Source organism: Diaphorobacter sp. HDW4B, assembly GCF_011305535.1.
GTDB lineage: Bacteria > Pseudomonadota > Gammaproteobacteria > Burkholderiales > Burkholderiaceae_C > Diaphorobacter_A.
The window spans coordinates 2801971-2828545 of sequence record NZ_CP049905.1 but is presented as its reverse complement, the minus strand read 5'-3'; the positions used below and the strand labels follow the sequence as shown (position 1 = coordinate 2828545).

At 61.7% G+C, this 26575-nt stretch carries 19 protein-coding genes; 11 read left to right on the top strand and 8 right to left on the bottom strand.

Going from position 1 to position 26575, the window contains the following annotated elements:
• Positions 1-16: 16 nt before the first annotated feature.
• Together G7048_RS12940 and G7048_RS12935 are read right to left on the bottom strand one after the other, a co-directional pair.
• Positions 17-832, bottom strand: a complete 816-nt coding sequence (locus tag G7048_RS12940) for a carbon-nitrogen hydrolase family protein (RefSeq protein WP_166068536.1) — start codon at positions 830-832, stop codon at positions 17-19.
• A complete protein-coding gene (locus tag G7048_RS12935) occupies positions 829-4998 on the bottom strand; it encodes a YhdP family protein (protein WP_166068535.1) in 4170 nt (1389 codons plus the stop codon). Before G7048_RS12935 ends, G7048_RS12940 begins: the two co-directional genes overlap by 4 nt.
• Positions 4999-5135: 137 nt before the next feature.
• Here G7048_RS12935 and glnE point away from each other — a divergent pair, with 137 nt between their 5' ends.
• The 4 genes from glnE to G7048_RS12915 all read left to right on the top strand — a co-directional run bounded on the left by glnE (position 5136) and on the right by G7048_RS12915 (position 13955).
• Positions 5136-7949, top strand: coding sequence for a bifunctional [glutamate--ammonia ligase]-adenylyl-L-tyrosine phosphorylase/[glutamate--ammonia-ligase] adenylyltransferase (gene glnE / locus G7048_RS12930; protein WP_166068533.1), 2814 nt, complete (start codon positions 5136-5138; stop codon positions 7947-7949).
• A gap of 300 nt (positions 7950-8249) precedes the next feature.
• Positions 8250-9692, top strand: coding sequence for an efflux transporter outer membrane subunit (locus G7048_RS12925; protein WP_166068532.1), 1443 nt, complete (start codon positions 8250-8252; stop codon positions 9690-9692).
• A 42-nt stretch (positions 9693-9734) separates the two neighbouring features.
• Positions 9735-10871, top strand: coding sequence for an efflux RND transporter periplasmic adaptor subunit (locus G7048_RS12920; RefSeq protein WP_166070949.1), 1137 nt, complete (start codon positions 9735-9737; stop codon positions 10869-10871).
• Positions 10872-10883: 12 nt separating this feature from the next.
• Complete coding sequence (locus tag G7048_RS12915) at positions 10884-13955, top strand: efflux RND transporter permease subunit (protein ID WP_166068531.1); 3072 nt, start codon at positions 10884-10886, stop codon at positions 13953-13955.
• Positions 13956-14488: 533 nt separating this feature from the next.
• On the opposite strand, the gene G7048_RS12910 is transcribed toward G7048_RS12915, so the two are convergent.
• A complete protein-coding gene (locus G7048_RS12910) occupies positions 14489-15103 on the bottom strand; it encodes a glutathione S-transferase N-terminal domain-containing protein (RefSeq protein WP_166068530.1) in 615 nt (204 codons plus the stop codon).
• Positions 15104-15317: 214 nt separating this feature from the next.
• On the opposite strand from G7048_RS12910, the gene purB reads away from it, so the two are divergent.
• Together purB and G7048_RS12900 are read left to right on the top strand one after the other, a co-directional pair.
• Complete coding sequence (purB, locus tag G7048_RS12905; RefSeq protein ID WP_166068529.1) at positions 15318-16697, top strand: adenylosuccinate lyase; 1380 nt, start codon at positions 15318-15320, stop codon at positions 16695-16697.
• 236 nt (positions 16698-16933) lie between these two features.
• Positions 16934-17494: a YaeQ family protein gene (locus G7048_RS12900; RefSeq protein ID WP_166068528.1), complete on the top strand. Its 561-nt coding sequence runs from the start codon at positions 16934-16936 to the stop codon at positions 17492-17494.
• Positions 17495-17526: 32 nt separating this feature from the next.
• On the opposite strand, the gene G7048_RS12895 is transcribed toward G7048_RS12900, so the two are convergent.
• Together G7048_RS12895 and G7048_RS12890 are read right to left on the bottom strand one after the other, a co-directional pair.
• The gene (locus G7048_RS12895) at positions 17527-17844 is read right to left on the bottom strand and encodes a putative signal transducing protein (RefSeq protein WP_166068526.1); all 318 of its coding nucleotides are present in this window, start codon (positions 17842-17844) and stop codon (positions 17527-17529) included.
• 60 nt (positions 17845-17904) lie between these two features.
• Positions 17905-18309, bottom strand: a complete 405-nt coding sequence (locus tag G7048_RS12890) for a DUF3717 domain-containing protein (protein ID WP_205750272.1) — start codon at positions 18307-18309, stop codon at positions 17905-17907.
• A 576-nt stretch (positions 18310-18885) separates the two neighbouring features.
• Between G7048_RS12890 and G7048_RS12885 the strand changes: the two genes are divergently transcribed.
• The 3 genes from G7048_RS12885 (at position 18886) to G7048_RS12875 (ending at position 20756) form a co-directional block, all read left to right on the top strand.
• Positions 18886-19623: a TerC family protein gene (locus tag G7048_RS12885; protein ID WP_166068524.1), complete on the top strand. Its 738-nt coding sequence runs from the start codon at positions 18886-18888 to the stop codon at positions 19621-19623.
• A 205-nt stretch (positions 19624-19828) separates the two neighbouring features.
• Entirely contained in the window at positions 19829-20329 is a 501-nt protein-coding gene (locus G7048_RS12880) for a hypothetical protein (RefSeq protein WP_166068523.1), read from the top strand.
• 70 nt (positions 20330-20399) lie between these two features.
• Entirely contained in the window at positions 20400-20756 is a 357-nt protein-coding gene (locus G7048_RS12875; protein ID WP_166068522.1) for a phage holin family protein, read from the top strand.
• Here the strand turns inward: G7048_RS12875 and G7048_RS12870 are convergent.
• On the bottom strand, positions 20715-22205 hold the full coding sequence (locus tag G7048_RS12870; protein WP_240933322.1) for a M48 family metalloprotease: 1491 nt from the start codon (positions 22203-22205) through the stop codon (positions 20715-20717). The genes G7048_RS12875 and G7048_RS12870 overlap by 42 nt on opposite strands.
• Before the next feature lie 264 nt (positions 22206-22469).
• Here G7048_RS12870 and moaC point away from each other — a divergent pair, with 264 nt between their 5' ends.
• The gene (gene moaC, locus G7048_RS12865) at positions 22470-23003 is read left to right on the top strand and encodes a cyclic pyranopterin monophosphate synthase MoaC (RefSeq protein WP_166068521.1); all 534 of its coding nucleotides are present in this window, start codon (positions 22470-22472) and stop codon (positions 23001-23003) included.
• A 170-nt stretch (positions 23004-23173) separates the two neighbouring features.
• A complete protein-coding gene (locus tag G7048_RS12860; protein WP_240933321.1) occupies positions 23174-24259 on the top strand; it encodes an IS5 family transposase in 1086 nt (361 codons plus the stop codon).
• 119 nt (positions 24260-24378) lie between these two features.
• On the opposite strand, the gene G7048_RS12855 is transcribed toward G7048_RS12860, so the two are convergent.
• Positions 24379-25926, bottom strand: a complete 1548-nt coding sequence (locus tag G7048_RS12855) for a hypothetical protein (protein WP_166068519.1) — start codon at positions 25924-25926, stop codon at positions 24379-24381.
• Positions 25923-26564 carry an MFS transporter gene (locus tag G7048_RS12850; protein WP_166068518.1) on the bottom strand — a complete coding sequence of 214 codons (642 nt, stop codon included), beginning with the start codon at positions 26562-26564 and terminating at the stop codon, positions 25923-25925. The genes G7048_RS12855 and G7048_RS12850 overlap by 4 nt, the downstream gene beginning before the upstream one ends.
• Between the last annotated feature and the right edge of the window lie 11 nt (positions 26565-26575).

Here is a 26575-nt window from a genome sequence, read left to right as displayed (position 1 = left end):
CAGTCCAATATGTCGACTACAAGACCCGGTGATCGAGCGCGGGCAGTTGCGCGCGCATCTCGCGCAGTTGGCGATGGTCGAGCGCGCCGATCACCACGCACTCACCCTGTGCGCGCTGCGCCAGCACCGTGCCCCAGGGATCGACCAGCATGCTGTGCCCCCAGGTGCGGCGGCCATTCTCGTGTACGCCGCCCTGCGCGGGCGCAAGCACGTAGGCGAGATTTTCCACCGCCCGCGCGCGCAGCAGCACATCCCAATGCGCGCTGCCGGTGACGAAGGTGAAGGCACTCGGCACCAGCAGCAGATCGGCCCCGGCGCGGGCATGCGCGCGGTACAGCTCGGGGAAACGCAGGTCGTAGCAGACCGACAGCCCCACGCGCCAGGCCGAGCCATCGCGGGCCGTGATGGTAAATCGAACCGGCTCAGTTCCGGGCGAAATCACGCGCGCCTCGTCGTAGTGCTCGTTGCCGCTGTCGAAGCGGAACAGGTGGATCTTGTCGTAGCGCGCCACGCATTCGCCCAGCGGCGAATACACCAGCGTGGTGTTGTAGACATGGTCGTCGCTGGGCGCACGCAGGGGCAACGTGCCGCCGACGATCCACAGGTTCAGCTCGCGCGCGGCATCCGCAAGAAACTGCTGGATGCGGCCCTTGCCCGGCTCTTCGCGCAGCTTGAGCTTGTCGGTGTCCTTATGGCCCATCACGCAGAAATATTCGGGCAGACAGGCCAGCTCCGCGCCGCGCGCTGCAGCTTCTTCGAGCAGTTTGCGGGCGGTGGCGAGATTGGCTTCCAGCACGGTGCCGGAGACCATTTGAATCGCTGCGATCTTCATTGCGTCTCTCCTGTTTTCTCTTGCTTGGCTTCAGCAGCCTGCCCCACAGTGCCGGAGGCGCCGGAAGAGCCGGTCACGGCCTTGGTCGCTGCGTCCGTCGCGGCCTTGCTGCGCTTGACCTTTTCCACACGCGGATCGGACCAGGTGCCGTCGACGCGGAATTCCTGCGTGGCCGCCTGAATCAGCGGACCGCGCAGGAACACCTGCGCGAGAAAGCTGCCCAAGCCGATCACCGGATTGATCGCCGTGGCGACCAGCGATGCGGTCATCGCGTTGATCTCGGGCACCACGACGACGCGCAGGTCCTGCGTTTCCTTTTCCAGATCGGCCTTGCCCTCCATGAGCACCGCGGCGTTCAGGCCCTTCATCTGCAGATTGTTGGTGGTGGCCAGACCGCGTTCGATGCGCACGTCGCCGCGCACGAAGTCGAAGGCGAAACCTTCGCTGAAAACATCGCGGAAGTCCAGCGTCAGGCGACGCGGAATCGACTGCAGGCTGAGCACGCTGAGCAGCTTGGCGAGCCCCGGATCGGCCTTCAGGAACTGGCCCGCCTGCATGTCCACATGCACTTGGCCGGTCATCGTGGGATAGTCAGGCGAGAGCGGCGCGCCCATCCACGCGACCTGACCGGTCATCTTGCCTTTGCCGCGTTTGACCACGCCCGGCATGTTGAAGCGCGCGAGCAGATCGCCGGAATCGCGCACATCAAGCTCGAAATTCATCACCGTGCGGCGCTCGGCATTCGCGCCGGTTCCACCCAACAGCGCCCAGTTGCCGCTCGACGTGAAGGTGGCCTCGGGCGTGACGAGATTCAAATGCGCCAGCCGCCATTCGCGGCGACCGTCGCTGGTGTTGGCGTTGCGCGCCAGCACTTCGATGCGACCGAGTTTGCGGTCGTGGATTTCGAAGTCCTGCACGACGATGTCGAGCGCGGGCAAGGTGCGCGGCTCGTCGTCGAGCAGATCACTGGCTGTGCCACCATCGTCATGCGATTCGGGCATCTTCAGCCGATCGAGCCGCGCGTAGATCAGCCCCGGTGCGGGCACGGAATCGCTCGCAAGGCGGTATTCGATCAACCCGCTCAGTTCATCGGCCTTGGCGTTCACGCGCCAGAGGTCTTTTTGCCGCGTCACGCTGGCATCGACCTGGTGCAGCACGCGACCGCCAAACGCCAGCGACTTGGCGCGCACGTTGATGCGCGACGGCTGGTAGCCCTGCAGTTCGGGATGGGCGGGCGCGGTGCTCTGCTTGTCCTCAGCCGCCTTGGCCAGTGCCTGCCACGGGCCGACATCCACATCGCCCAGCACCAGTTCGGCCGTCACGCCCGACTCCGGCAGACGCAGCGCCTGCCCGGTCGGCAAGCCCACGCCGATGGCACCGCTCAGCACCTTGCCCGGCTGGTTCTGCTCGCCCAACTGGCGCACGTAATGCACGCCGCCGACGTTGGCCACGTCCACCTTCAACTGCTCGACGAGCGGCGCGCCGTTGCCCGCATCGACGGATGCCTGCGTGAGCTGCGTCTCGAAGCGCACGGGCATCAAGGTCTGCTCGGTCTTGCCCAGCGGCGCGGGCAAGTCGATGGCCATGCCCTGCAGCGACGCGTTGACCAACAGCTCGGGCACGCCACGGCGAATGCCGACCTGCACCGAATACGGCGTCGTGCCCGTCGCGTGGCTGGCAAGATCAGCGAGCGGACCCGCAGGTGCCACAGCGCGCAGACCTTCGGCACTGGCCGTGCCTTGCGCCAGCACTTGCACCAGCGACGAACTCGACCTTTGCCCCGCTGGCTGATTGGGCTGCGAGCGCATGCCACCTTCGAGCTTCACGTCACCGCCCAGCGCCTTGCCTTGCACGCCGACAATCGAAAAGCCCGTTTCGGAAAACTGCACCGAGCCCTGCGCCTGCGTGACCTGCGGCACATCGGGCGTGAACTGCACATCGTTGCCGACCAGCTTCACATTGCCCTGCACCTTGGAGTCGTTGATGTGATCGATGGGCAGGCTGAGCTGCAGCTTGAGTTCGGCATTGCCGCTCACCACCGCCTGATCAAGCGCGTGTTCGGTGAGCTGCGTGATGTGCGACTTGCGCACGAGGCCCAGCATGTCGGCGAGCGGCCCCAGCGCGTTCGCATCCACGCCGACGACGGGATGGTTGAGGTCGGGAATCTCCGCATTCGCATTGCGCACCTTGACCTGCGCGAGTCCGCCGAGCGTGCCGTTGGCGTTCTTGATCTGCATGGTCGAGCGGTCGAACACCAGCTCGCCGGACAGCCCCGTGAGCTGCGGCCAGGGCAGCTCGCCTGCTGCCTGCAGCGAGGTGGGCACATAGGTGTAGTTCACGTTCTTGACCTGCGCGGCGATGCGGAAATCGCCCTGCCCCGGCTTGCTGAACGGGAAGTCGTGCAGGTCACCCTTGACCTTGAATTGCACGCCGGTCGCCACGCCCGTGTTGACGGCGTCGCGCACGTAGTGGCGCGTGTGCTCGGGAATGCCGAGCGGCAGATAGCGGTGCACGCGCGTGCCGTCGGCGCGCGAGGCCGTGCCCGACAGATCGAACACGCCCGGAAAGCGCGAGCCCGACGACGACTTGCGCGGATCGGCGGTGCGCCAGCTTGCGCGCGCTTCGCCCGCTGCATCGGCGTTGGCGAACTTGGCGTTCTGCACATCGACCGCCAGACGCTCGCCATCGATCTGCCAGTTCACGTTGGCCGACAACTGCTGCATGGGAATCGCCGGTTCCTCGAACACGCCGGGGAACACCAGTGCACCATCTTTCACCGCCAGCGTCGCGTTGCCGCCTGCCTGAGTGAGTGCAAACTGCACGCGTGCACCAGAGATGCCCGGCATGGAGTTGCCAGGTTCCCCCTTGGCCGAGCTGCCCATGGACAGGTCTTCGATCAGCCCGTTGGCCTGGTATTGGCGCGGCGAACTCAGCGGGCCGTGCCAGGTCGCCTGCACGTTGCGGGCCACGCCACGCGGTGCGACGTCGCGCAGCGGCTTGTGCACCGCATCGCCCAGCGGCAGGCGGTCGGCGATCTGCGCGAGCACCGCGAGATTCAACTGGCTCGCGCGCAGTTCGCCCTGTTCGAGGGACGGATTGCGCGGATCGGCACCGGTCTGGCGGAAGAACAGCGTGGTGTCGGGCCAGCTCAGCCCATCGTCGGCCACGAACGAGAGATGCTCCACGCTGATCTCGAAGCCGTTGTCGAACTGCTGCGCGCCGACGCGGCCTTTCACCGAATCGAGCGAGATCGGCTCCAGCTTGTTGCCCAGCGTGGCACGCACCTGCTTGAGCGCCACATCAGCCACGCCGCCGGTGATCTTGCCGCGCCGCACATCGACCCAGGCGCGCACCGCGCCCTCGCCTTCGCCCACGGTGAGCGCACCGAGGTCGGCATATTCATTCAGGCGCGACACGTCGCCATTGGGCAGGTCGACATAGATCTGGCCGCTCCAGGTCTGCCAGTTGCCGCCTGCGGTCGACCAGATCGGCTCGCGGAACTCGCCGCGCACCGAAAAGCGCTCGCCCCAGCCTTCGGGGGGCGTGGCATCGAGTCGCATGCGGTGTCGCCACGCGCCGTTGCGCAACACCAGGTTGACGTCGGTGAGTTCCAGCGGCGGCGCTTCGCGCAGCTCGTCGGTCCAGCGCACCTTGCCGTGCAGGATGACGACTTCGCCCTGCGAAAACAGCCAGTCGGCCGCCGCGTTGTCGTCGCCGCCCGCGCTGCCGGTGATCGGCAGACCGGCCACGTGGATCTGCCCGGATTCGTCGCGCCGCACGTCGAGTTCGGGGGCCTTGATGTAGAGCTGATCGAATCCCCAACGCAAAAGCGAGCGCGGCGACACCGCTACCACCACCTGCGGCAGGCGCAATGCCTCACGGCCCATGGGGTCAAGCAGTTGGACGTCGGACAGCTCCAAAGTGGGTATCAAACCCTCGCTTTGCGCGGCCAGACCGCCGATTCGCACGGGTACCCCCAAGGCCTTCTCGGCTTGGGTTTGTACCTGCTGACGGAATTCTCCGATACGCGGCACAATGAAGCCGTGCAGCAAGCCCCAGGCGACAGCAACCAGTAGCCAGAAAGCGAGCAGCAGCCCCAGCGACCATCGCGCGAACCCTGCAAGAAAATGCAGCAGGCGTGAGGGAGGGGAAGGCTGCTCGGTCATGGCGGGAGGTCAATATGTATGGAATTATGACCCGCCCTGTCGCCCGAGGTTTCGCACAGATGGTGTCGTGATGTACAGCCAGGCAGCGAATGCCGGTTGCACTCATGCTGTGACAGTGCGCCTTGCGCCAGCCTGAAATGCAGAAGCCCTCCTCAGATTTGACCCCCATCGATGGCACCAGCCATCTCGCAGACCATTCCCGCTTTTTCCAGCGCCTGCACCGGCGCTACGAATCGGAAATGGCCCTGCTGCCTGCCGGTGTTCCCACACGCGAGACCATGGCCGAGACCTGCGATGCCCTCATCGCCAAAGGCCATGATCTGGGCGCGGCCTTGCGCATCCTGCGCCAGCTCGTGATGGAGCGGCTGATCCGGCTGGACTGCGAACAGCAGGCTCCGCTCGAAGACATTTGCCTGCCCGTCACGCATCTGGCCGAACTGGCCTTGGACCGCGCCTGCATCGCTGCACGTGCCGATCTGGACACCCGCCACGGCGCACCGCTGGGCCCGAACGGCGAGCCCGTGCAGCTCTGGGTGATCGGCATGGGCAAGCTCGGCGCGCGCGAGTTGAACGTGTCGAGCGACATCGACCTCATCTACGTCTACGAACACGACGGCGAAACCGCCGGCCTGCCCGACGGGCGCGGCAAGCTGTCCAACCACGAATACTTCGCCCGCGCGGTCAAGGCCATCTACAACCTGGTCGGCGAGACGACCGAGCATGGCTTCGTCTTCCGCGTCGATCTCGCGCTGCGCCCCAACGGCAACTCCGGCCCATCGGCCGTGTCGCTGACGGCGCTCGAAGAATATCTGCTCGTGCATGGCCGCGAGTGGGAACGCTTTGCCTGGCTGAAAAGCCGTGTCGTCGCGCCGCGTTCGTGCCTGTCGACACCCAACGTGCAGGCGCTGCGCGGCGTGGTGCTGCCATTCGTGTTCCGCCGTTATCTGGACTACAACGTCTTCGATTCGCTGCGCTCGCTGCATCGCCAGATCCGCGATCACGCGTCCAAACGCAGCGCCGGTCACCCCGAACGCGCCAACGACGTGAAGCTCTCGCGCGGCGGGATTCGTGAGATCGAATTCACCGTGCAGCTGCTGCAGGTGGTGCGCGGCGGCCAGTTCCCCGAGCTGCGTTGCCGCCCCACGCTGGAAGCGCTACAGCGCCTGGCCCGCGCCGGACTCATGCCGCAGGAAACGGCCGATGCGCTCGCCCGCGCCTATGTGTTTCTGCGCAAGGTCGAGCACCGCATTCAGTATCTGGACGACCAGCAGACCCATGTGCTGCCCACGTCCGACGACGATCTGTGCTGGATCGGCCGCACCATGGGCGTGGAATGCAGCGACTTCCTCAAGGAGCTGGACACGCACCGCGAGCTGGTCGCTCAGGAGTTCGACACGCTGCTCGGCGGCGAGGCCGAGAAGAAGAAATGCGCTGGCGGCAACTGCGGCGGCCCACGTGCTGCCGGCACGGCCACACCTGCGCCTGAACTCGACACGTTGATCGAACAACTGCCCCCCAAGATGCGCGAGCGCGTGTCCGACTGGCGCACCAACCAGCGCGTGCAAGGGCTGCGCGATGAAGCACGTGCCCGTCTGTACCGACTCACGCAGCGCACCGCACGCTGGATCGGCGAAGGCACGACCGACGAAGCCGCCGCCGTGCGCTTTGTCGAATGGCTGGAGCCGCTCTTGCGCCGCGAAAGCTACTTGGCGCTGCTGCTGGAGCGCCCTTCGGTGCACGAGCATCTGCTGCATCTGCTTGGCTCGGCCAAATGGCCTGCGCGCTACATGCTGCAGCACCCCGGCGTGATCGACGAGCTGGCGAGCGAAGCGCTGATGTCCGAACGCTTCGTGCCTGCCGACTTCGAGCATGAACTGGAACTGCGTCTGGCCGCCCTGCGCTCGACCGGCGAGGACGACGACGAAAACCTGCTCAATCTGCTGCGCCGCGCGCACCATGCGGAAACCTTCCGCACGCTGGCACGCGACGTGGAGCACCGCATCACGGTCGAGCAAGTCGCGGATGACCTGTCCGCGCTGGCCGACTGCGTGCTGCGCGTGACCGCCCGCTGGTGCTGGTCGCGCCTGAAGAACAAGCACCGCGAGACACCGCAGTTCGCCATCATTGGCTACGGCAAGCTCGGCGGCAAGGAACTGGGCTACGGCAGCGATCTCGACATCGTCTTCGTGTTCGATGACGACGACGAGAACGCGTCCGAAATCTACGCGGCCTTCGTGCGCAAGCTGGTCAACTGGCTGTCGGTGAAGACCGGTGAAGGCGACCTGTTCGAGATCGACACCGCGCTGCGCCCCAATGGCAACTCGGGCCTGCTGGTCACGCGCTTTCAGGCCTATGCCGACTACCAGACCAAGCGCGGCAGCAACACCGCCTGGACCTGGGAACATCAGGCCATGACGCGCGCCCGCTTCGTGCTGGGCACCGAAGACCTCGTGCCGCTCGACGACCAGGGCAACCCGATCGTCAAGGACGAACCGCACGGCGGGCTGCATCTGCGCGAGCGCTTCGACGCCGTGCGCGAGGCCGTGATCACCGCGCCGCGCGACAGTGCGTCCTTGCGCGATGAAATCGTCACCATGCGCGACCGCGTGCGCAGCGCGCATCCCGTGCCGCATGGCGAGTTCGATGTGAAGCACAGCCACGGCGCGATGGTCGATGCCGAGTTCGCCGTGCAGTACCTGGTGCTGTCGCAGTCGGACGCCCATCCCGGCCTGCGCGACAACGTCGGCAACATCGCGCTGTTGCAACGCGCCGAAGCCGTCGGCCTGCTGCCTGTGGGCGTGGGCGCGAACGCTGCCAACGCATATCGCACGCTGCGCCATGTGCAGCACCGCGCACGCCTGAACGAAGAACCCACGCGCGTGCCGGACGACGAACTCGTCACCGAACGCGATGCGATTCTGGCGCTCTGGAACGCCGTCTTCACCGCCTGAAGACGGCCTTGTGCCACAGTGAAGTGAGGCGCCGCTTTCGCGCCTCACTCACAAAGCCTCGCACCCGTTGACGCTCTCTCTGCGATGCCCCAAGGCAGGTGCTCGCGCGCTGGAAAATTGCATGGCATTCATGCTTTAATGCATCGCTCATCGGTCCAGCGAACCTGCGCGCCCATGGATGGATCCATCCCCGAATGGATGGGACCCATCCCTGATTTTCCACCCCGCGCACGCCAGACCGTTCCCATTCCGAAGTCGCCTCACGAGGGCGCACTTCTTGACTCACAAGACGTCTCATCCATGCCGCGAATTCGCTTGCAGCATCTGGCTCTGTCTCTCTCGTTGCCATTGGCCTTGGCGGGCTGCGCCGTTCAGCGCCCGCCCGCGCAGGTCGAGGCGCCACTGCCCGCCCAATGGCATGCGCCGCTTCCGCACGGCGGCAGCGTGCGTCAGCTCGAAACGTGGTGGAGCGGCACGGGCGACCCGTTGCTTGCCGCACTTATCCACGAAGCACAGACCGCCAGCCCCACCATCGCACAGGCCCGCTCGAAATTCGAGCAAGCCCGCGCCACCCAGGTCGCCGCGCGCGCCGCACTGTTGCCGACGCTGGATGCCCAAGGCAGCGCCAGCCGCGGCTTCAACCAGCAGACCTCAGGCTTGGCCAACACCGCACAGATCGGCGTTCAGGCAGGTTGGGAGATCGACCTGTTCGGCAGAAACTCCGCCACCTCCGATGCGGCGCGCGAACGGCTTGCAGGCTCGCGCGCGCAGTGGCATGATGCGCGCGTTTCCGTCGCCGCCGAAGTGGCGCTGCAATACACCGGCTGGCGCTACTGCGCGCGGCAGGTGGGCGTGCTGCAGGACGATGTGAAATCGCGCGAACAGACCGCCAGACTTTCCAGGGAAAGCGAACGCGCGGGCTTCACCGCACCGGCCAACGCGGCGCTGGCAGCCGCCAGTTTTTCCGATGGCCGGGTGCGCGCAACGCAGCAGCAATTGCAGTGCGACATCGGCATCAAGACGCTGGTCGCCCTGACCGGCCGCGTTGAAGCCGCACTGCGCACCGCACTCGCGCAGACACCTGCGACTGCGCTGCCCGAGAACCTGTTCACCGTGGACAGCATTCCCGCCAAGGCCATCACCCAGCGCCCCGACGTGTTCGCCGCAGAGCGCGAAGTGGCCGCCGCGAGCGCCGAGGTCGGCAGTGCCGAGGCCGAGCGCTATCCGCGCCTGACGCTGGGCGGCTCGATTGGCCGCATGTACGTCGGCACCGGCAGCATGAGCGGCAGCAGCAACATCTGGACGATCGGCCCGGTCGCCGTGTCGCTGCCGCTGCTCGATGGCGGCCGCCGCGCCGCGCAGGTCACCGCCGCCAAGGCGCGCTACGACGCGGCAGCGGTGAGCTATCGCGGACAGGTGCGACAAGCGGTGAGCGAGGTCGAACAAGCGCTCACCAAACTGGCGAGCACCAGCGAACGCCGCACCGACGCACAGAACGCCGCCGATGGCTACAAGCGCTCGCTCGACGCCACGCAGGCGCTGTGGAGCGGCGGTCTGGCCAGCCAGCTCGATCTGGAGAACGCGCGCCGCACGGCGCTCGCTTCCGAGCTCGCACTGGTCACGCTGGAGCAGGAACGCATGGCCGCATGGATTCAGCTCTACCGCGCCGCGGGCGGTGGTTGGGACCTGACGAACGCGCAGGAACCCGTCGCCGACGCACAGACCGCCCGCCAGCCCCAATGATTTGCCATGAAACGCGTTAACCGATCAACCCACCGATTTGCCATGTCGCGCTTTCTCTCTCTGAATTTCAAGCTTTCTCTTTCCGCCGTCTCGCTGGCTCTCGTGGCCCTGCTCGGCACAGCGGGTGCGCTGGTGCCGAGCACCGACTCGCGCGCCGCCGACGACAAGAAAGCCAGCGAGCCCCGCCCCGCGCTCACGGTGTCCACGGTGAAGCCCACTGCGGCCAACCTCGCGGCCCGCCTGCCCGCCAACGGCAACATCGCCGCGTGGCAGGAAGCCAGCATCGGCACGGAAAGCAACGGCCTGCGCCTGACCGACGTGCGCGTGAACGTAGGCGACACGGTGAAAGCCGGACAGGTGCTCGCCACCTTCGCGAGCGAAACCATACAGGCCGATGTGGCGCAGGCACGCGCCAATCTGCTCGAAGCGCAGGCCAACTCCGCCGAGTCGCAGGCCAATGCCGAACGTGCGCGCACGCTCAGCCAATCCGGCGCGTTGAGCGCCCAGCAGATCCAGCAATACACCACCGCCGCGCAGACCAGCCAGGCCCGCGTCGAAGCTGCCAAAGCCATGCTCAACGCGCAGCAACTGCGCATGAAGCACACCACCGTGCTGGCCCCCGACAGCGGCGTGATTTCTTCGCGCACCGCCACCGTGGGTGCGGTGCTCGGTGCTGGCACCGAGCTGTTCCGCATGGTGCGCAAGGGCCGACTTGAATGGCGCGCCGAGGTCGCTTCGAGCGAGCTTCCGCGCATCAAGGTGGGTGGCGAAGTGAACGTCACCGCGGCAAGTGGCGCGCAGGTGCAAGGCAAGGTCCGCACCATCGCGCCGACCGTGGACGCGCAGACGCGCAACGCCATCGTCTACGTCGATCTGCCCGCGCATGCCGACATCCGCGCCGGCATGTTCGCGCGCGGCGAATTCGCGCTCGGCCAGCGCAATGCGATCACCGTGCCCGCTGCAGCCCTCGTCGTGCGCGACGGTTTCAGCAGCGTGTTCGAGGTCACCAAGGACAGCAAGGTCCGCATGCTGCGCGTACAGACCGGCCAGCGCACGGGCGAGACGGTGGAGATCACTTCGGGCCTCAAGCCCGATGCCTCCGTCGTCGCGCGCGGCGGTGCCTTCCTGAACGACGGCGATCTGGTGCGCGTTCAGCCCGCTGCTGCGGCTGCCCAGTAAAGGACCCGAGCGATGAATCTCTCCGCCTGGTCCATCCGCAATCCGATCCCGGCAGCGATGATCTTTGTGCTGCTCACACTGGCAGGCCTGTTGTCGTTCCAAGCGATGAAGGTGCAGAACTTTCCCGACATGGACCTGCCCGTCGTGAACGTCACCGCCTCGCTGCCCGGCGCTGCGCCCGGTCAGCTCGAAAGCGACGTCGCGCGCAAGATCGAGAACGCCATCGCCACCACGCAGGGCCTCAAGCACATCACCACCACGCTGACCGACGGCACGGCCACCATCTCGGCCGAATACCGCCTCGAAAAGCCCGTGCAGGAAGCCGTGGACGACGTGCGCTCCGCCGTCTCGCGCGTGCGCTCGGAAATGCCTGCCGATCTGCGCGACCCCATCGTCAACAAGCTGGATCTGTCGGGGCAGGCGATTCTGGCGTTCACGATTTCGTCGAGCAAGCTGGACAACGAGGCGCTGTCCTGGTTCGTCGACGACTCGCTCACGCGCCGCCTGCTGGCCGTGTCCGGCGTGGGTGCCGTGAGCCGCGTGGGCGGCGTGACGCGCGAGGTGCGCGTGGCGCTCGATCCGCAGCGCATGCAAGGGCTTGGTGCCACGGCGGCCGACGTCTCGCGCCAATTGCGCGCAACGCAGCTCGAAAGCGCGGGTGGCCGTGCCGAACTGGGCGGCGAAGAGCAACCGCTGCGCACGCTCGCCACGGTGCAGACGGCTGACCAGATTGCGGCCATGGACATCGCGCTCTCCGGCGGACGCCATATCCGCCTCGACCAGATCGCCACCGTCACCGACACCACGGCCGAGCAGCGCTCTGCTGCTTTCCTCAACGACCAGCCGGTGATCGGCTTCGAGATCACGCGCGCTCGCGGCGCCAGCGAAGTGGAAGTGGGCGCGGGCGTGCAGAAGGTGCTCGACCAGTTGCAGGCCGACCACCCCGATCTGAAGCTCACCCGCGCCTTCGACTTCGTGACGATTGCGCAGGACGAATACGACAGCTCCATGCATCTGCTGTACGAGGGCGCAATTCTCGCCATCGTCGTGGTCTGGCTGTTCCTGCGCGACTGGCGCGCGACCATCGTCTCGGCGGTCGCGCTGCCGCTGTCGGTGATTCCGGCCTTCATCGGCATGCACCTGCTGGGCTTTTCGATCAACATCATCACCCTGCTTGCGCTGTCGCTGGTGGTCGGCATTCTGGTCGACGATGCGATCGTCGAGGTCGAGAACATCGTGCGCCATCTGCGCATGGGCAAGTCGCCGTATCAGGCGGCGATGGAAGCAGCCGACGAAATCGGTCTCGCGGTGATCGCCACCACCTTCACGCTGATCGCGGTGTTCCTGCCAACTGCGTTCATGAGCGGCATCGCCGGGCGCTTCTTCAAGCAGTTCGGCTGGACGGCGGCGCTTGCGGTGTTCGCATCGCTGGTCGTCGCGCGGCTGCTCACGCCGATGATGGCGGCCTACATGCTCAAGCCGCTGGTCGGCGAAGAGAAAGAGCCGCGCTGGCTCGCCGCCTACATGCGCGCGTCGCAGTGGTGCCTCAAGCACCGCGTGCTCACGCTGCTGGCCGCGCTGCTGTTCTTCATCGGCTCGCTCGCGCTGATTCCGCTGCTGCCCTCGGGCTTCATCCCGGCGGACGACAATCAGCAGACCCAGGTCACGCTGGAGTTGCCGCCCGGCACCAAACTGCCCGAAACCCGCGAGCTGCTCACGCAAGCCACCGAGCACGCCATGAAGATCGGCCATGTCGCCAGCATCTACGCGACGATTGGCGGCGGCTCGGCGGGTTCGGACCCGTTCATGGGCAACGCCGCGTCTGACCCGCGAAAGGCCACGCTCACCCTCACGCTCAGCCCGCGCGGCGAGCGTCCACGCAAGCAGGCCATCGAGCAGCAACTGCGCATCGCCATGCAGGACCTGCCCGGCGTGCGCGTGAAGATCGGCCTTGGTGGCTCCAACGACCGCTACATCCTCGCGCTCGCCAGCGAAGACCCGCAGGCGCTGTCCGCCGCCGCACAAGCCGTGGAGCGCGAACTGCGCACGATTCCCGGCATCGGCGGCGTGACCTCCTCGGCCAGCCTCGTGCGCCCGGAAATCGCCGTGCGCCCGGATTTCGCGCGTGCCGCCGATCTGGGCGTCTCCACCAACGCAATCGCCGAAACCCTGCGCGTGGCGACCGTCGGCGACTACGACCAGTACCTGCCCAAGCTCAACCTCGCCCAGCGGCAGGTTCCCATCGTCGTGCGACTGGACAACGCCGCACGCCAGGACCTCTCCACGCTGGAGCGCCTCACGGTGCCCGGCGCGCACGGCCCGGTGCGCCTGGGTGAAGTGGCGACGCTGGAACTCGCAGACGGCCCGGCGGTGATCAGTCGCTACGACCGTTCGCGCAATGTGAATTTCGACATCGAACTCGGCTCGCAGGGCCTGGGCGAAGTGCAGGAAGCCGTGCGCCAGTTGCCTTCAGTGCAGGCGCTGCCAGCCAGCGTGCGCCTGATCGACATCGGCGACGCGGAAGCCATGGGTGAGCTGTTCGCCAGCTTTGGCCTTGCGATGCTGACCGGCGTGGTCTGCATCTACATCGTGCTGGTGCTGTTGTTCAAGGACTTCCTGCAGCCGGTGACGATTCTGGCGGCCCTGCCGCTGTCGCTGGGCGGCGCGTTCGTGGGCCTGCTGATGGCGGGAAAGAGCTTTTCGATGCCTTCGCTCATCGGGCTGATCATGCTCATGGGCATTGCGACCAAGAACTCCATCCTGCTGGTGGAATACGCCATCGTCGCGCGCCGCGATCACGGCATGAGCCGCCTCGACGCGCTGCTCGACGCCTGCCACAAGCGCGCCCGCCCGATCATCATGACTACGCTCGCCATGGGCGCGGGCATGGCACCGATCGCGCTGGCGCTGGGCGGTGCCGACATGAGCTTCCGCTCCCCCATGGCGACCGCCGTGATCGGCGGGCTGATCACCTCGACCGTGCTGAGCCTGCTCGTGATTCCGGCGTTGTTCACCTACATTGACGATTTTGAGCAATGGTTTCTGCGCAAACTCACTCGCAAGAAGCATGCTCAACCGAATTAGTATTCTTACTCAGTCGAAGCTTCATCCGATAGGTTAATCTTGTAGATCTGAGTGCATGACTCACCTGTCGACACGGCGTTGGCTGACATGACAGCGGTTGCATCTTTATGGGTTTTGCCTGATATTTGGGACAGTCCTCGGGAGCACCGCTGCGGCGGCTAACGGGCGTAGGTAGCGGTTACATTTTTTTGTGAAAATTGGATGGAACTTGTCGCGTAAGGACTTACTCTATATGCGAAACTAGTTCATCCAAATGAATGGATCGTCGGATAAAGAACAGAATTGATTTGTAGTTGCGAAGCCTTTCAGACATCGCGTTTGACTGGAAATCCTGAAGCGCTTCTCCTCCCTCCCTCTCTTAATTCGTTTCGGGACGCTTCGCGACTTTTTTATTTCAGCACAAAAGCCCTGCTACTTTTTCAGTAGCAGGGCTTTTGTGTTTTGAGTGCGCTATCAGAAGCTCGTTCTCGCCTCATCATGCAAAACGGCACCCATCGGTGCCGTCTCGGTCTTCAGTCTTCTGCGGCTCGCAATCAATGCGGTTGTGTGTCCTTGAAGCTGGGGCGCTGCATCAGCTTGTCGTACAGACGTGCGAGATTGGGGTGGTCACCTCGCCAGTCGATTTCGGGAAAGCGAAATGCCAGCCAGCCCAGCGCACAGCCCACGGCGATGTCGGAGAGGCTCAGGTGAATGCCGCTGCAGTACGGCTTTTCGGCCAGACCGAGACTCATGGCGACAAGGCCTGCCTTGATCTTGGTGTGCTGGCGGTCGATCCACGCCTGCGAGCGTTCGCCGTCCTTGCGGTGCTGCCAGGTCGATTCCATGCGCGAGAGCACACCCGCGTCGAGCACGCCATCGGCCAGCGCTTCCCAGGTCTTGACCTCGGCGCGTTCGCGGCCGGACGACGGAATCAGCTTGCCCACCGGGGACAGGGTATCCAGATACTCGACGATCACGCGCGAGTCGAAAACCGCTTCGCCGCCTTCCATCACCAAGCACGGCACCTTGCCCAGCGGGTTGAATTCGGAGATTTTGGTTTCTTCCGACCATACGGCTTCCTCCTGGAAGCGGTAGTCCAGCTTCTTTTCCGCCATCACAACGCGCACCTTGCGCACGTAGGGGCTGGTAGAGGATCCAATGAGTTTCATGGTCAGACTTTCACTATCAAAATCAGTCACCTATGAAGATGACAAACCGATTCTAGGGCCAGTTGACGCGCGTCTTGATTCCGGTCGCATACCTAAGTGCAAACCACCATCCCTGCCCAACGCAGAGCGTTCCCTGCCAACAACACATGGCCGGTGGGCGAGCACAAACCCATCGTCAGCATCGCCAAAGTCACGCGACCTACAATAGAGGGCTATGAGCCTGTCCACGATCACCGCCCTCTCCCCCCTTGACGGCCGCTACGCCGCCAAGCTCGCAGACCTCCGCCCCATCATGAGCGAGCATGGCTACATGCAGCGCCGCGTGCAGGTGGAAATCACCTGGTTCATCGCCCTGTCCGATGCCGGTTTCGACGAATTCAAGCCGCTGTCCGCAGGCGCACGCAACTACCTGCACGGGTTGGTGAGCAACTTCTCCGAAGCCGATTCCGCCGCGATCAAGGACATCGAGAAGACCACCAATCACGACGTGAAGGCGGTCGAGTACTGGATCAAGTCCAAGTTCGATGCTCGTCCTGAACTGGAAAAGTCCGCTGAATTCGTGCACTTCGCCTGCACCAGCGAAGACATCAACAACACCAGCCACGCCCTGCAACTGCGCGCCGGTCGCGACAAGGTCGTGCTGCCCACGCTCGATCGCATCCAGCTCAAGCTGCGCGACATGGCCCGTCAATTTGCCGACGTGCCCATGCTCAGCCGCACCCACGGCCAGACCGCCAGCCCCACCACCGTCGGCAAGGAAATCGCCAACGTGGTGATGCGCCTGCAGACCGCCGCCGACCGCATCAGCAGCGTGAAAATGCTGGCCAAGATGAACGGCGCGGTCGGCAACTACAACGCCCACCTCTCCGCCTGGCCCGACTTTGACTGGGAAGCCTTCAGCAAGAAGGTCATCGAGAGCCACGAGCCCGATGGTCTGGGCCTGACCTTCCAGCCCTACTCCATCCAGATCGAGCCGCACGACTACATGGCCGAGCTGTTCGACGCCGTGGCCCGCACCAACACCATCCTGATCGACTTCTCGCGCGATGTCTGGGGCTACGTGAGCCTGGGTTACTTCAAGCAAAAGCTGAAGGCCGGCGAAATCGGCTCGTCCACCATGCCGCACAAGGTCAACCCGATCGACTTCGAAAACGCCGAAGGCAATCTGGGCCTGGCCAACGCCATGCTGCGCCACCTGTCGGAAAAGCTGCCGATCAGCCGCTGGCAACGTGACCTCACCGACAGCACCGTGCTGCGCAACATCGGCGTGGCCCTTGGCTACGCCGTGCTGGCCTACAACTCGCTCTTGACCGGCCTGAACAAGCTGGAACTCAACGAAGAAGCCCTCGCCAAGGATCTGGACCACAGCTGGGAAGTCCTGGCCGAGCCCATCCAGACCGTGATGCGCCGCTACGGCGTGGCCGGTGCCTACGAAAAGCTCAAGGAAGTCACCCGCGGCAAGACCGTCACCGCCGAAGCGCTGCACGCCCTGATCCAATCGCTCGAGATCCCCCAAGCCGACAAGGACCGCCTGCTCGCCATGACCCCCGGCAGCTACACCGGCAAGGCCGCAGAACTGGCCAAGCGCGTCTAAAAGCCAACAAAGGCGAACGTGCCTCCGCAAGGAGGCACCAACGGGCTTCGAAGCGCATCTGCGCCTCGATCTCCAGCCACAACGCCAAGACAGCCCTTCAGGCTAGGCGTCTCACGCGCAGACAGTACTCCCGTACGGCAAGCGTGAGCAACGACGCATGAAGGGCTGTATTGGCGTCTCCAAACGATCGACCAATCGAAGCCAGCGGCTTCGTTTACCCAAAGAACGAAAGCCTCATGGCCATCAAATCCACCATCTTCAAGGCGAATCTTTCGATTGCCGACATCGACAACGGCTACTACGCCGACCATTCGCTCACGCTCGCCCGCCACCCCAGCGAAACCGACGAGCGCATGATGATCCGCCTGGCCGCACTTGCACTGAACGCTTACAAGTTGCAGGCCATCTGCAATGGCGACGGTACGCTGGCCTTCGGCGCTGGCCTGTCGGATGTGGAAGATCCCGACGTCTCGCTCACCGATTTCACTGGCCGCAAGCGTCTGTGGATCGAAGTCGGTCAGCCCGAAGAAAAGCCGATCACCAAGGCCTGCAGCAAGACCGATGCGGTCATCGTCTATCCGTTCAATCACGCATCGGAAATCTGGTGGAAGGGCATCGAGAACAAGATCGCGCGGCTGGACAAGGTGCAGGTCTGGCGCATTCCGACGGACGCATCGCAGGAGCTCGCCAAGCTGGCCGAGCGCAGCATGCAGTTGCAGGCGACGATTCAGGAAAACACGCTCACGTTCAGCAGCAATCTGGGCAGTGTGGTGGTCGAGCCGGTCCGCTGGAAATAATCAACCGGTCAATCAATCGATCATTCGATCGATCACGACAGTGGCTGGCCGAGCTGCATGAAGCCCCCGCAGCTCCAGCACTGTTCGAACCCGCCTTCGACCGTCTCGCCGCAGCGGCATTGCCACTTGCGCTGCGGCAGATGGTCCAGATCGTCGAGCAGCTTGCGCGCAGCAGCTTCGTGCTCTTCGTGTTCCAGCCAGATTTCCGGATTGCATTCCGTGGGCGGCATCAGGCCGTGCACCGATGCGAAATGCTCGCGCAGCACTGTCGCGGGCAAGCCTGCTTCGCACAGCAGGTCGCACCAGATCTTGGCCTGAACGATGTTGGGAGCAGTCACGAGACGCAGCATATGCGCTCCACGATAGCCGTTCACGCCCATTGCGTAAACAGGCGCGGACCCTCAGCAATCTCAGCGACCGGCGCGCTCCTTGTAGCGCGTGAATCGCAAGGCCGTACCTTGCATGGTGATGCGCCGCCACACCGCGCGTTTCTGCACCGGGCCCAACTCCAGCCAGTTCTGCACTTCGCCAAACGTGCGACCACAGCCCTTGCAGGTGGCATCCCCCTGACTGGTCGAACAGATGGCGATGCACGGCGTGTCCATGGTCGTGTCGTACCACTCCAGCCAGGCGAACATGGCTTCGGCAGGCATGTCGCCTTCTGCGATCTCATCCCTATGCTGGTAGACCATGCGCGCATACACCTCGGCCAGCACGATCAGTTCGCTGGCCAGAGCGGCACCCGCATCCGCTGGCGAACGGGCGCGCCAGTGGTTGATCGCCGCTTCGATGTCGGTGATGTGGATGAGGGACAAAGACGAATCCGAGCAGCTCATGAGGGGGGCCGATGATAAGTCCTCCACCCTGTCATCACGGACCCTAGGGTAATCACGGGGATTCAAATGCAACAGAAAATCCATAGCACGGAATGCTTATTTTTTGAGCCTTGACAAAGACTTCTCCTCAAAAACGAACAAAGCGTTACTTTTCCCACGGCTTGCCTAGGCCTTTTTGCGTGTGTTCCAATGGCGGGATTGAAGGGGAGTAGCTCCCAACCCGAAATCACGCCAACAAACGGGACGTTCAATCTCAACGATTGACCCTGTGCGTGCATGTTTTCGGGCTTGACGGTCTGTCGTCAATACGAAGCGCAAGCTTCCGGCAGCCCGGGCACAGGTGATAACAACGTCAAGAACCTGGCTGAGCAAGACCTTTGATGGGCCCCTTTGGGCTGATCAAGGTTAGCTGCTCCTTCGCGCAAGCGCCACCGTGTGCCGGCGTAGGACAAGTTCACCTCCATCAGTCCAATACCCAATCAAACCGGGGCTTTGCGCTACCATGAAATTTCGCGTGGTCGGCAGAGCCCTTTGAACATTGACGTTGAGGACTTTATGGACTTTTTGACTTCGCCCGAATTCTGGGTCGCGCTGGGTCAGATCATCATCATCGACATCCTGCTGGGTGGCGATAACGCGGTGGTGATCGCACTCGCATGCCGCAAGCTGCCACCCGAGCAGCGCAAGAAAGGCATCATCTGGGGCACCGCCGGTGCCATCATCTTGCGGGTCATCCTCATTGCTTTTGCAATGACGCTGCTGAATCTGCCGTTCCTGAAGGCAGTGGGCGCGATCCTGCTGGTGTGGATTGGCGTGAAACTGCTCGCCCCCGATGAAGACGGCCATGGCGACGTCGCCGGCAGCGACAAGCTGCTCGCAGCCATCAAGACCATCATCGTCGCCGACCTGGTGATGAGCGTGGACAACGTGATCGCCATCGCTGGCGCGGCACAGAACGCAGGCGAACACTCGATGCTGCTCGTGGTGCTGGGTCTGTTGATCTCCATCCCGATCATCGTCTGGGGCAGCCAGTTGGTCATCAAGCTCATGGAGCGCTTCCCGATGATCATCACCGCCGGCGGCATGCTGCTGGGCTGGATCGCAGGTGGCATGCTCGTGACCGACCCCGTGTTCGCCAACCCCGACAAGTGGCAGTGGATGTTCAAGATCCCGCAGTCCGACACCCTGCGCTACGCAGCCAGCGTTGCCGGTGCCCTGCTGGTTCTGCTGATCGGCAAGGCCATCGTCGCCAAGCGCAAGACCGCTGGTGGCGACGCGCCCGCCGCACACTGACGCGGCAATGCGCTGAATCAAGGGAGCGGCCGCGTGCCAATCCCCTGATTTCAGGTGCAAAAAGACCAATACCTGTGAATGCCTCTGTATATTGCGTTCACAGGTATTTCTACATGGGAACCATGAATGTGTGCTTCGCACGCACCGGCTCCCATGCACTACAACGATTCCACCCACAATCACGCAGCCACTTCAAGGAGGACTCATGGACACCGTTATCGTGTATGTCGATGATGCCAAGTACGCGCGTCAGCTCATTGAACCCACCATCGCACAGGCCGCCGCTGGCCAGACCACGCACTGGGTGCTGGTGGCCTGCGCACCGCGCATGACGCACCGCATCAGCAAGTGGGTGAGCCACAGCGCACGCGAATCCTGGCGCGCCAAATGGGCCGACAAGCTGTTCGCGCAACTGCTGCCCTGGTTCGAATCCCAAAACGGACAAGTGAGCACCGTGCTCGCCAAGACGCCACTGCCCGAGCTGCTGGAGCAACTCCAGCAGCAGTACGGCGCGCAGACCGAACTGCTGGACGCACGCCGCCCCAAGCAGGAAAACGCGAACACGCAGCAAGCGTATGTTCCCAACCCCGCTGTCGCCACCGCCGCGCCCGCACCGACCGTCAAGGTCAAGAAGCCCGGCCGCACCTGGGCGCTGCCAGGAACGCTTGCAGGCCTGTTCTGCATGATGTTCGTCGCCGTCGAGTAAGCCGTCGGCCTATCGGGATCGAGAGCGGGAGTGCACCGGCCGACATGCGTCGGTGCTATTCTCCCGAGCCATGAAACTCCTGCTCAAATGGCTGCTCAGCGCAGCCGCACTTCTGTTTGTGGCCAGCATCTACAGCGGCGTCGAAGTGCGCAGCTTCCCCAGTGCCCTGATCGCAGCCGCCGTCATCGGTCTGTTCAACATCATCCTGCGGCCCGTGCTCGTCATCCTCACGCTGCCGGTCACGCTGATCACGCTGGGGCTGTTTCTCTTCATCATCAACGCACTGATGTTCTGGGCCGCAGGCTCGGTGCTTGGCAACGGATTCAACGTGCACGGCTTCGGCGCCGCGCTGATCGGCTCGCTGATCTACTCCGTGCTCGGCATGCTAATTGAGGCTGCGATCGGCGGCCTGCTCCTTAAGAAGTGACTCCACTTCGCGCAGGCGCGTGTCGATGATCGACGCATCGTAGAAATCGCCGCCGCCCTTGCGCGCCAGATCCTGCCCGGCCTTGAAACGATCGAGCGCCGCCGCGTAGTCGTAATGCCCCATCTGCGCCTCCGCCTCGGCACGGATCGCCCGCAGCGGCTGGTTCTGCTGATTCCACACCCGCGACAACGCCAGCCACGCGCCTGAATCCTTGGGATGCGTGGCCACCCACGTCTGCAGCGTGCCTGTCATCTCGGCACCGCGCTTCAACTGCAGCAACGCCTGCGTGCGCGCCAGCAGTTCGGGACGCCCCGCATCGGCTGTGATCCTCTGGCCACCCGCATTCAGCTCACGCAACGCATCCTCGGGCTTGCCCGCCGCCATCTCCACTTCCGCCGCCAGCAACTGCACCTGACGCTGCGCCGCCGCATTGCCCTGCACCAGCGGCTTGAGCTTGCCGACCGCATCGCGCGCCAGAGCGTAATCCTGCAACTGCACACCACTCAGCGCCGCCGCATAGAACGCGCTCGCCCGGCGATTGAGCGACTTGTCGGCAAACCCCACATCCTTGGTCTCGTTGACGTACTGGCGCAGCACCTCCACCCCCGGCTTGGTCAACACCCGCGCGCGCGCCACCATCATCACGTGGTCGAGCGAAGCAGGCGGCTCCGCGCCATCCTCCTTGCCAATGCGCGCATGCATGTCTGCAATCCGCTGCGTGGTCAGCGGGTGACTGCGCAAATACGGCCAACTGCCGTTGTCGTTGATGCGATTGGCCTGCTGCAGTTTGTCGAACATGCCCACAAAGCCCTGCTGCGCGAAACCGGCTGGCTTCATCAGGCCAAAGCCGATGCGATCCGCCTCACGCTCCATGTCTCGCGTGAAATTGAGCTGGTTCTGCACCACAGCAGCCTGCCCGCCCATCATCAGCGCAGCCGCAGCATCCGGACTACGGCTCGCCGCCAGCGCCCCCAGAATCATCGAGCCGATCATCAACGGCGTCATCTTGCCCTGCTGATCAATCATCCGCGCAATATGCCGCTGCGTCACGTGGCTCAACTCATGCGCCAGCACAGACGCCAGCTCATCGCGCGTCGAGACAATCGAGATCAGCCCCAGATACACACCAAAGTAACCGCCAGGCAGCGCAAACGCATTCACCTGCTTGTCACGCCCCAGCAGAACCTGCCACGCATAGCGATCCTTCAGCTCATCACTCAGCTCGCCGCGTTCTTCCGACACCTTCATCAGCGACGCCATGATCTGACTGACGTACTCGGTCAGCACCGCATCGTCCAGATAATCCGGATCGCGGTACAGCTCCTTGATGATCCGATCACCCAGCTTGCGCTCCTGCGGCGTCGTCAGGCTCTGCCCGTCGCCGAGAGATGGAAGGCCGAGAGCCCACGCACTGCCACTGCCCACCGCCAAAGTGGAAGCCGCCAGCACACCAGCCACGATAGCTCGCCCGGTGCGGCCCAAGAAACGTGAATTGTTGAGAGTCAAACGCACACTCCGTCAAAACCCCAAAAGCGCTCAACGACTCGATGCCACCAGCGCGCCCAAGTCTTATGATGCCCCGAACCCACAATGGTTGCGCAGGAAGTGCCATAAATACAAATGACGACCCCATGCGCCTCGCGTTGGATCGCACCTCCTGTCGACCCCAGCGTATCTCCATTATTGATTGCTCCGACATTCAGGATCCATCCCATGACCACCGATTCCCCAGCCAACAACAAGCCCACCGACGGGCAAGCACTCACCCACTTCGATGCCCAAGGCCAGGCACACATGGTCGATGTCGGAGGAAAACAATCCACTCACCGCGTAGCAGTAGCCACAGGCGAAATCCGCATGCTCCCCGCCACCCTGGCACTGATTCAATCGGGAACGGCCAAAAAAGGAGACGTACTCGGAATCGCCCGGATCGCGGGAATCATGGCAGCGAAGAAAACCAGTGACCTGATCCCACTCTGCCACCCGCTTGCACTGACACGGGTAGCAGTGGAGTTTGAGATTCGAGAAACGGATTCGGCCGTTCAATGCACTGCGACTGTAGAGACTGTCGGGCAGACGGGCGTGGAAATGGAAGCATTGACTGCTGTGCAGATTGCGCTGCTGACCATTTACGATATGTGCAAGGCGGTGGACCGGGGGATGATATTGACAAATATGCAAATCATGGAAAAGCATGGCGGCAAGTCTGGAGACTGGAATTTGATACCTCCCAACGACAGGGCCTAACGGCTTGCACTGTGCAACCTCGATTCGAGCATGCAATATTGGAACCCCTCAACAACCTCTGAAGTGCCACTTTAAAATTACCACTCATTAATATCCACACTTCAGGGAACCTCTCAAAACCTCCCGACGTCGCTGACTCACGTCATCTGATGCAGTAAATTCGCAGCATGATCACCCCCCGCAGTGCCCTGAAGTTCGACCTGTTCGCCGAAGCCTCCCGCAAGCGCAAGATCGATGAAGTGGGCGATCCGCTGCAAGTCATTGCGCAGCACATCGACTTCACCGCGCTGGCCCGTCTGGTCGATGGAATCATCGAGCGCAGTGATGGGCGCAAGGGTGGTCGTCCGGCCTATCCCACTGAGGTCATGGTACGGGTGATGGTCCTGAAGAGGCTCTACAACCTCTCGGACGAGCAGATGGAATATCAACTGCTTGACCGCATGAGCTACCAGCGATTTTGTTTGCTGCAAGACTCGATGAACGTTCCGGACCGCAACACCATCTGGCGCTTTGGCGAGCGCCTGGGCGTGGATGGAGCCACGGCTTTGCTGCATGGCGTGGACGAGCAATTGCATCGTCATGGCTACATCGCGCGCGGTGGTCAGGCCATCGATGCGACCTTGGTGCCAGCACCGCGCCAACGCATGAACAAGGGCGAACGCGAGCAACTCTCCAACGGCCAAAGACCTGAATGGGGTGATGCCAAAGATCGGCAAAAAGACATCGATGCCACCCACACCAAGAAGCACGGCAAGCGCTACTTTGGCTACAAGCTGAGTGTGAGCGTCGATCACAAACACGGCTTCATCCGGGGCGTGGCCACGGGGACAGCGAGCGAGCACGACGGCCATCACTTCGATGAAGTGCTGGATATGAAGAACACCGGCAAAGAGGTCAATGCCGACAAGGCCTACCCGAGCGCTCAACGCATCAAGATGCTCAAGGTGTTGGGCTTCAAAGATGGCATCCAGCGCAAAGCCAAAGCGAAGCAGCCGCTCAGCGAATGTCAGGAGCAACGCAATCAACGCATTGCCAAGCGCCGTGCGCGTGTCGAGCACGTGTTTGCAGGCATCCGTCACATGGGCGACAAGTTCGTGCGCACGATTGGACAGACCAGAGCCACCACGGTCATGACGATGATGGTTGCGTGCTACAACTTGAAGCGCCTGGCGTCGTTCCTTGAAAACAAGGTCGATCCGTTCTTCAAAACAGCGAGCTCAAAGAGACCGGTGCGCCTGCAAACGGCGAAGGCCTGAGAGTCGGGGGCGCAATGGGCCCGAAATGACCCAAATCTGCGTTGAACAAACCAGTCAATGAGCAATCTGCTCGCCATGCGGAGTGGGCGACTGGGGAATCGCCGGTTGTGAGAGGTTCCCTAATGACTCAGCCCATATTTATATTCCACAAGCATATTATCATCAGTAATAATTTCAGGCAATCGATCCAATTTTTTTAAGTCTTCATCGATTTTTACAAATGGGATGCTGGCGTATTTTGAAACCGCAAGACTACCCTTGGAAAATCCAGCATGTCCATCCACAGAAACCCCCCACAACTTATCCCAGCTAGTCAGATCAATGCGGTCAAATGCATTCCAATTCGCCCCATAAATAAAATTAACATATCGCCTCGATTCTCTAAATACTTGACTTGCTGTATAAAATGCATCAACAGAGCCAGTGGCGTTAAATGCCATCACACCTCGATCCGTCAAATGTTGCTCTATAAGAGAAAGCATCTCTTTTGACAATAACATGGAGGAATTTGAGCGCCAATGCCATGTGGTATTCATCAGGATGATGTCATATTTTTTTTCAGGGTGAAATTTCAGCCATCTTCTTGCATCATCAATATGAATTTTGACTCTCGGGTCGTGAATTGCTCTCCGCTGCGGAGCAAATTTATTTGCAAGTTCCAAATATCCAGAATTAATCTCAACTACATCAATTTCATCGATGCCGTGAAAGCCCTCAAGCACAGTCAACCATGAGCCAATAGATAATCCAACTATTAAAACTTTTTTTGCTTCTGGCTGCAACACATGAAGCGCAAGCAATCGCTCAAGCCCATTCGTATTTTTTTCCAAATCGACATTGGTTTTTCCATCATAGACATTTCCTCCATAAACGGAAAAATCACGTCCGACTGCGTCTTGAGTTCCTCCATCTTCTGCCGTGGCTAGTGTAATAACTCCATGTCGACCTTCATGAGAGCTGACAATGTGTGCGCCTGGAGTATTAGCGAAAAGCCGCACCAAAGAATGGGGATCATAAAGACTGTATGCCCCCAAAAGTAAGATACCCCCTGCGTTGAGGATCAGTGCTCCCCCCAAGCGCCACTCCCCCTTCCAAGGCACTCCGGAAATCCTCCAAACAATCATTGCGAGTAATATGATCAGAAGGGATATGAGAGGAAATATTTGAGTTATCGTGAAATATTCCAACAAGATGTAACCCGTAACAAGAGGGCCCAATGCTGCGCCTGCAACATTCAAGATATATACATTTGAAAAATGTTTTCCTCGCCCAGAGATAGCGACATCCTTAGGCGTTCCCAAATGATGAGTCACCGGAAAAAGTGTAGCCAGGATTCCAGATGTCACAAAAATCACTGCGGGTGTCAGAATATTATCAAGCACTACTGCTCTAGCATAGTATGCTATCCACGGGCCAAGGGATGCGAAGATTGCCGCGAATAACAGGATGTAAATACTAGTCTTCAGTATTTTTTCATCTGAATATTGCCGGCAGATATATTTCCCTAAAAGAGCACCAAATGCGATTCCCATCAAAAAAACTACAAGAACATACGAAAAAGCCTTGGGCGTACTGAGATTTGCATATCCATACAAGCGAATCCATGCAATCTCAAATGACAAGCTGCAGTAGCCCGTCCAAAAGCTAACAAACCTGATGGCATTCATTGAGATGCTTTCACTTGTTTAGGTTTTCCAGTAAATGTGTTTACTCCTATCCACAACAATAGAACAATCATAAAGCAGGAAAAATTAATTAATGATGCTAGTTTTGCACTATTTGCCAATCCATACTTTTCAAACAACACCCATGCCGAAATCCACGCACCAAATGCGGCACCCAATGTATTGAAAAAATAGAGATTTCCAACAGAAACGCCCACGTTTCTCAAGTGTTCATCAAAATACATGGTCAGTATTGGCAATGTCATTCCCATAATTATGGTTGGAACCAAAATAACAGCCACTGAAATCACACACATCAGCCAATAGGATGACCCAAGAAGTGTCAGATTCTGTATTTCAGAAAAAATATAAGGGCTAAAGACACCAAAAATGGCCAGTGAAAGCTCTGCTAGTCCGTATATCTGCAAGCGCCCCTTCTGCCATCGATCGGCACTCCAGCCACCTAATGCCCCACCAACGCCAATGCCCAACATGAAAGTTGAGACAATCAAAGTCACAGAGTCTATATCCACGCCAATACTTGAAAATAGAAATCTCTGCCAAACCAATTGATATATGAGTGCCGCACATCCTGACGCAAAAAAAGTCATCAAGAGCAAGGCTGAAATTAGAAATCTCATATAAATTTCAT